The following is a 6,565-nucleotide window of genomic DNA, read 5'->3' as shown; positions in this document are numbered from 1 at the left end:
ACGGCCTGCCGTCGGCGAGCGCCGCGACCGCCGGCCCGATCACCGGCCTCGGCGGGAAGTGCATCGACGTGGCCGGCGCCAGCTCGGCCAACGGCACGCCCGTCCAGCTCTACGACTGCAACGGCAGCGCGGCCCAGACGTGGACCGTCGGCAACACCGACAACTCGATCCGGGCACTCGGCAAGTGCCTCGACGTCACCGCCGCGTCGACCGCCAACGGTGCCAAGGTGCAGCTGTACGACTGCAACAGCACCGGCGCGCAGAAGTGGACCGCCAGCAACGGCGCGCTCGTCAACTCCGGCTCCGGCAAGTGCCTCGACGTCACCGACCGGAGCACCGCGAACGGCACCCGGTTGCAGATCTGGACCTGCGGCGGCACCACGAATCAGCAGTGGACCCTGCCGGGCGGCGGCAGCACCCCCACGCCCACCACCCCGAGCGGGACCAACCTCGACGACCCGGCGAAGAAGAACGTCGCCATGCAACTCGTCTCCGCCGCGGAGAACTCCTCGCTCGACTGGCGCGCGCAGTTCTCCTACATCGAGGACATCGGCGACGGGCGAGGCTACACCGCCGGCATCATCGGCTTCTGCTCCGGCACCGGCGACATGCTCGAACTGGTCGAGGCGTACACCCGCACCAAGCCGGGCAACGTGCTCGCCGGCTACCTGCCGGCGCTGCGCAACGTCAACGGCACCGCGTCGCACGCCGGCCTCGACCCCAACTTCCCCCGCGACTGGCGGACCGCGGCTACCGACCCGGTGTTCCAGGCCGCCCAGGAGGCCGAACGCGACCGGGTCTACTTCAACCCGTCGGTACGCGACGGCAAGAACGACCAGGTGCGGGCGCTCGGTCAGTTCGCCTACTACGACGCGGCGGTCATGCACGGGTACGAGGGCATGCGCCAGATCCGCAGCCGCGCCCTGAACCGGGCCAAGCCGCCGGCCCAGGGCGGCGACGAGCGGACCTGGCTCAACGCCTTCCTCGACGAACGGGTCATCGAGATGAAGAAGGAGCAGGCCCACTCGGACACCTCCCGCGTCGACACGGCCCAGCGGGTGTTCCTCAACAACGGCAACTTCAACCTGAACACCCCACTGGTGTTCGCCGTCTACGGCGAACAGTTCCGCATCGGCTGACGCGCAGACGTTCAGGGCGCCGCCTCGCGGCGCCCTGAACCGTGCTCGGGACCGGGAGCAGGCTTGCCTTGACGCTGACGACAAGGTCTAGCGTGGTCGCGACGGGCTGGTCGAGGAGGTCTGATGCTGATCGGCGAGCTGGCGGAACGGGCGGGCACGAGCACCCGAACGCTGCGCTACTACGAAGCCCACGGGTTGGTACACCCGCAGCGCTCGGCGAACGGCTACCGCGTCTACGACGAGGCGGAGCTGCGAGTCGTCCGGGAGATCCGGGCGCTGCTCGACGTCGGCTTCGGCCTTGAGGACGTCCGTCCGTTCGTCGCCTGTCTACGAGCGGGTAACGCGTCCGGCGACGTCTGTCCGGATTCCGTGCTGGTGCTGCGACGCAAGCTCGCCGAGGTCGACGACTACCTCGATCGGCTCGGAGCGGTCCGTCGGCAGTTGCACACGCAGCTCAGCCACGCCATCGCGCACCGGGAAGAAACATGCCCCAAGAAACGAGCGTCAGCTCCCTGACCACCGTCACCGACAACACGTTCGCCGAGCTGGTGCTGGCCAGCGACCGGCCCGTCGTGGTCGACTTCTGGGCGGAGTGGTGCCCGCCGTGCAAGATGATCGAGAAGAGCCTCGTCGAGCTGGCGCGGGAGTTCGGCGACCGTATGGTCATCGCCAAGCTCAACTCCGACGACAACCCGCAGGCCACACGGCGCTACGGAGTCATGTCCCTGCCGACGCTGCTGGTGTTCCGTCGTGGCGAGGTCGTCGGCTCGGTCGTCGGGTCAAGGCCGAAACTCCACCTGCGGCAGAGCCTGACCATGCACGCCGGCCTGTGACCGTCACCGCCGGTCGAGTGCCGCCTCCTGCTGTTGAGCGTGGCGACGGTGGTCCTCACGGTGGCGGCACGGGCCCTCGCCGGGCGGGTGGTGCAGGGGCTGGTCGTGTCTATGTTCGTCGGTGGTAGTGGTTGCGGCGGGGGACCTGTTCGGGGTCGAGCCAGGCGGGTGGGATGAATTCGGGGTGGCCGTCGCCGGCTAGTTGGACGGTCCAGTCGCTGTGGTGTAGGTGTCGGTGGTGGTGGCCGCAGAGCAGGACGGCGTTGGTGAGGCTGGTTGGGCCGCCGTCGGCCCAGTGGTGGATGTGGTGGGCGTGGCACCAGCGGGGTGGTCGGTCGCAGCCGGGGAACGCGCAGCCGCGGTCGCGGAGTACGAGGGCGCGGCGCAGTGGCCCGGTGATGAGGCGGCGTTGTCGGCCGACGTCGAGTGGTTGGCCGGTGCCGCCGAGGACGGCGGGCAGCAGGGTGGCGTCGCAGGCGAGTCGACGCACCGTGTCCGGGGTGAGGTGCAGGCCGGTGTCGAGGGTGCCGGTGCCTAACTGCCGGGTCAGCGCCTCGTAGGTCGTGGTGACGACGACCTGCGCCGGGTCGCCGCCGTGCTCGGGTAGCTTCCCGGTACGGAGGGTGAGTCGGCAGAGGTCGGCGAGGGCGTCGTGGCGGCGTTGACCGGCAGAGCGTTGGTCGTCGGGGCCGCAGGGCGCGCTCAGTGGGTCGATGGCGGCGCGGAGCAGGCCGGCGGTTTCGGCGTCGAGGGTGCCGGTGAGTCGGAGGCGACCGTCGGTCTGCTCGGACAGGGTGAGGTGCCGGTCGTGGGCGGCGCGGCGTGCTTCGGCGTCGAGTGCGGCTTGGGCGGTGGCGTCGGCGATGTCGGGGGCGACGTGGTCGAGGATGCGGGTGCCGAGTTTGCGCAGGTGGGTGGGGTCGAACTGCCGGGCCCAGTCGGTGAGCACACCGACCGCTTTGTCGGCGGTCTCGGCGTCGGCCGACCTGTTCACGGTCTCAACGGTGTCGGCGATGACCCGGGCCTGGTCCAGGCTGATGACGCCATCAGCCAGCGCTTGTCGGATGCCGGGGTTACTGGTGTCAAGGGTGGTGGCGAGGTCGACGAGGCGGCGGGCGGAGGGGATGGTGAGTCGCAGGCGGTCGCGCAGCCACACGGCGGTGCTGGAGGCGCCTTGGGCGCGGGCGGTGCCCCGGCCGTCGACCTCGCGGATCAGAGCGAGTTTGACGGCGGCGAGGCGTTTCTCCAAGCGGTGCGCGGCGTCGAGCGCGGCGATCAGCTCGTGTTCTGGGAGGGCCCAGGCGGCGGCGTCGACGCAGGCGGCGACCGCGTCGTCTGCCTGCGCCAACTCCTCGACCATGACCCGAGACTAGAACAGGTGTACGACACTTTCAGTGGCTATGATCGATCGCTGTGTCCACGCCCGGGCTATCGTGCATCGCATGCGCGTTTCCGGTTGGCTCGAGGACACCAGGACTTCGTACGACACCGTGGCGGTCAGCTACGCCGAGTTGCTGCGGGACGCCATCGCCGACGAGCCGTTCCAGCGGGGCATCCTGGCGCTCTTCGCCGAGCTGGTGCGAGCCCAGGGGAATGGGCGGGTCGCCGATATCGGCTGCGGTCCGGGGCAGATCACCGCCCATCTGCACGACATCGGCCTGGACGCGTTCGGTGTGGACCTGTCGTCCGCGATGATCGAGGTGGCCCGACAGGACCACCCCGGCCTACGGTTCGAGGTCGGCTCGATGACGGCTCTCGAACTGGCCGATGGTTGCCTGACCGGCCTGCTCGCGTGGTTCTCTCTGATCCACGTCCCCGACGACGAGGTCCCCACAGTCTTCGCCGAGTTCTTTCGGGTGCTGCGGCCTGGCGGAGCCCTGCTGCTGGGCTTCCACGCCGGCGACGGCAGCAGGCTCAAGACGGAGGGTTACGGCGGGCATCCGATGAATGTCTACGTGCACCGCCGGTCACCGGCCCGGGTCGCGACCTGGTTGGAAGGTTCCGGCTTCACCGTCGATGCGGAGATGTCGCATCGCCAAGCCCCGAGCGTCCGAGGTGGCTTCGTCTTCGCCCGTCGGTGAGGGAGACAGAGGAGCCCCGATGATCGAGATCGCTGACCGCCCGCACGGCTCGAACCGCATGGTGTGTTCGGCCGGATCCGCGCCGACATGAACCAGCCCGCGCGTTGACTTGACCTCAAGCTCGGGTGAGGTCCTAGCCTCCGGTATCGGAGGTTACGCATGAGCATGGAAATTACCGCGTGGATGTCTCTGCACCACGCGATGAACGCGCAGGACGAGCGACCGCTGTCCCGCGCCACCTTGAAGCGGATCGCGCAGTTCGCACGGCCACACCGCGCCTTGATCATCAGGTTCCTGTTGTTGAGTGTGGTGACGGCGGTCCTCACGGTGGCGGCGCCCGTTCTCGCCGGTCGGGTGGTCGACGCGATAGTGGACGGCGCCGACAGTGGCGTGGTGATCCGGTTGGCCGTACTGATCGCCGTGATCGCCCTCGCCGAGGCCGGGCTGGGTCTGGTGACGCGATTTCTGTCCGCCAGCATCGGTGAGGGGTTGATCGTCCAACTGCGGACGGCTGTCTTCGACCACGTTCAGCGCATGCCGGTGGCGTTCTTCACGCGGACCCGCACGGGTGCGCTGGTCAGCCGACTGAACAACGATGTGATCGGCGCGCAGCGGGCCTTCAGCGACACCCTGTCGAGTGTGGTCGGCAACGCCGTCACGCTGATGCTGACGTTGGCCGTGATGCTCACCTTCTCCTGGCAGATCACGCTGCTGGCGCTCGTCCTGCTGCCCATCTTCGTTCTCCCGGCCCGGCGGATGGGTTCACGGCTCGCCCAGTTGCAGCGTGAGGCGGCCGAGCACAACGCGGCCATGAGCACCCGGATGACGGAACGGTTCTCCGCACCCGGTGCCACGCTGGTCAAGCTGTACGGGCGGCCGGCCGAGGAGTCCGCCGAGTTCGCGGCCCGGGCACGTCGGGTCCGGGACATCGGCATCCGCGCCGCGATGCTGCAGTGGGTCTTCATCACCGCGCTCACCGTCGTTGGCTCGCTGGCTCTGGCCCTGGTCTACGGGCTGGGTGGTCTCTACGCCCTGCGGGGCAGCCTCGACGCCGGGACGGTGGTCGCCCTGGCGCTGCTGCTGTCGCGCCTCTACGCACCGCTGACATCGCTGGCCAGCGCTCGGGTCGAGGTGATGAGCGCGCTGGTGAGCTTCGAGCGGGTGTTCGAGGTTCTCGACCTCAAACCGCTGATCCTCGACAGGGCCGACGCCCGACCCCTTCCGGAGGGGCCGGTCGCGGTCGAGTTCGACGGGGTCCGGTTCGGCTACCCCTCAGCGGACAAGGTGTCGCTCGCGTCCCTCGAGGATGTGGCGAAGCTCGACACGCGCGGCGGCGAGGAAGTGCTGCACGGGGTCTCGTTCCGCGCCGAAGCGGGGCAGATGGTGGCGCTCGTCGGCTCCTCGGGGGCGGGCAAGTCGACGATCGCGCAGCTCGTGCCTCGCCTGTACGACGTCGAGGACGGCACGGTGAAGCTCGCCGACATCGACGTACGCGAACTGTCCGCGGAGTCGATCCGGACGGCGTTGGGCGTGGTGACCCAGGACGGGCACCTCTTCCACGAGAGCATCCGCGCCAACCTGGCGTTCGCCCAGCCGGACGCGACCGAGGACGAGATGTGGGAGGTGCTCCGGCGGGCCCGACTCGACGACCTGATCCGCAGCCTTCCCGATGGGTTGGACACCGTCGTCGGCGAGCGCGGATACCGCCTGTCCGGCGGCGAACGGCAACGGCTCACCATCGCGCGACTGCTGCTGGCCCGTCCGCGCGTGGTCATCCTCGACGAAGCCACCGCTCATCTCGACTCCACCTCGGAGGCGGCGGTGCAGGACGCCCTGGCCGAGGCGCTGACCGGCCGGACGAGCGTGGTCATCGCGCACCGGCTCTCCACCATCCGGGCAGCCGACCAGATCCTCGTCGTGGAAGCCGGGCGGATCGTCGAACGTGGCCGACACAGTGACCTGCTCGCCGCTGGTGGCCGCTACCACGAGTTGTACCGCACCCAGTTCGCCCAGGACCAGCCGACGGTCCAGGAGCAACGCGTGGCCATCTGACGGTTCAGGGGCACCTCATAACGTACGCGGTGGTCGGTCCGCCCAGGAAGGACGGCCCGACCACCGCGTCACCACGCGCCGCTGCCCACCCCGTCAAGCAGTCGGGGTGGGCAGCGGCGGCGGTCAGTCGTTGTCGTCCTTGTCGTCGTCGTTGTCGTCATCGGCGTCGTCGGCGTCGTTGTCATCGTCGTCGACCGGCTCCTGCTCGGCCTTGACCACCGACCCGTTGTCCCTGTCGACGTCCACCTCGTGCTCGGTGTCGCCCGCGACGATCTCGACGCTCCACACCGGCCTGCCATTCTCCTGCTCGGCTTCGACCTCGACGATCTGGCCGCCACCGGCCTTGGCGAGCGCGATCTCACCGGCGCGCTTCTCGTCGACCGCGCTGCCCGCCGGCGCGCCGCCGCTCGACGGCGTACCCGATGGGGTGCCGACCGACGGCGTACCCGATGGGGTGCCG

Annotated in this window: 7 protein-coding genes; 5 read left to right on the top strand and 2 right to left on the bottom strand. The window is 69.5% G+C overall.

Going from position 1 to position 6,565, the window contains the following annotated elements; genetic code table 11:
- The 3 genes from PSH25_RS25375 to trxA form a co-directional block, all read left to right on the top strand.
- A partial coding sequence (locus tag PSH25_RS25375) for a chitosanase (RefSeq protein WP_238661449.1) occupies positions 1–1,139 on the top strand: 1,139 nt, incomplete at its 5' end.
- A gap of 123 nt (positions 1,140–1,262) precedes the next feature.
- Positions 1,263–1,655 carry a MerR family transcriptional regulator gene (locus tag PSH25_RS25370; RefSeq protein ID WP_238661448.1) on the top strand — a complete coding sequence of 131 codons (393 nt, stop codon included), beginning with the start codon at positions 1,263–1,265 and terminating at the stop codon, positions 1,653–1,655.
- Positions 1,625–1,972 carry a thioredoxin gene (gene trxA, locus PSH25_RS25365; RefSeq protein WP_274527937.1) on the top strand — a complete coding sequence of 116 codons (348 nt, stop codon included), beginning with the start codon at positions 1,625–1,627 and terminating at the stop codon, positions 1,970–1,972. The genes PSH25_RS25370 and trxA overlap by 31 nt, the downstream gene beginning before the upstream one ends.
- Before the next feature lie 109 nt (positions 1,973–2,081).
- Here trxA and PSH25_RS25360 read toward each other — a convergent pair whose 3' ends face one another.
- On the bottom strand, positions 2,082–3,332 hold the full coding sequence (locus tag PSH25_RS25360; RefSeq protein ID WP_238661447.1) for an HNH endonuclease signature motif containing protein: 1,251 nt from the start codon (positions 3,330–3,332) through the stop codon (positions 2,082–2,084).
- An 82-nt stretch (positions 3,333–3,414) separates the two neighbouring features.
- Between PSH25_RS25360 and PSH25_RS25355 the strand changes: the two genes are divergently transcribed.
- Entirely contained in the window at positions 3,415–4,053 is a 639-nt protein-coding gene (locus tag PSH25_RS25355; RefSeq protein ID WP_238661446.1) for a class I SAM-dependent methyltransferase, read from the top strand.
- A 159-nt stretch (positions 4,054–4,212) separates the two neighbouring features.
- The gene (locus tag PSH25_RS25350; protein WP_372492847.1) at positions 4,213–6,105 is read left to right on the top strand and encodes an ABC transporter ATP-binding protein; all 1,893 of its coding nucleotides are present in this window, start codon (positions 4,213–4,215) and stop codon (positions 6,103–6,105) included.
- Positions 6,106–6,228: 123 nt separating this feature from the next.
- Here the strand turns inward: PSH25_RS25350 and PSH25_RS25345 are convergent.
- The coding region (locus tag PSH25_RS25345; protein ID WP_238661445.1) for a PepSY domain-containing protein at positions 6,229–6,565 on the bottom strand (337 nt) is incomplete at its 5' end.

Origin of the sequence: Micromonospora foliorum (assembly GCF_022229015.1) — a bacterium.
Classification (GTDB): domain Bacteria; phylum Actinomycetota; class Actinomycetes; order Mycobacteriales; family Micromonosporaceae; genus Micromonospora; species Micromonospora foliorum.
This window is presented reverse-complemented; position numbering and strand designations above follow the sequence as displayed.

Excerpts from the sequence above, each read along its gene's own strand:
- PSH25_RS25370 (WP_238661448.1), top strand. The coding sequence starts at position 1,263 with ATGCTGATCGGCGAGCTGGCGGAACGGGCGGGCACGAGCACCCGAACG.
- trxA (WP_274527937.1), top strand. The coding sequence starts at position 1,625 with ATGCCCCAAGAAACGAGCGTCAGCTCCCTGACCACCGTCACCGACAAC.
- PSH25_RS25360 (WP_238661447.1), bottom strand. The coding sequence starts at position 3,332 with ATGGTCGAGGAGTTGGCGCAGGCAGACGACGCGGTCGCCGCCTGCGTC.
- PSH25_RS25355 (WP_238661446.1), top strand. The coding sequence starts at position 3,415 with ATGCGCGTTTCCGGTTGGCTCGAGGACACCAGGACTTCGTACGACACC.
- PSH25_RS25350 (WP_372492847.1), top strand. The coding sequence starts at position 4,213 with ATGAGCATGGAAATTACCGCGTGGATGTCTCTGCACCACGCGATGAAC.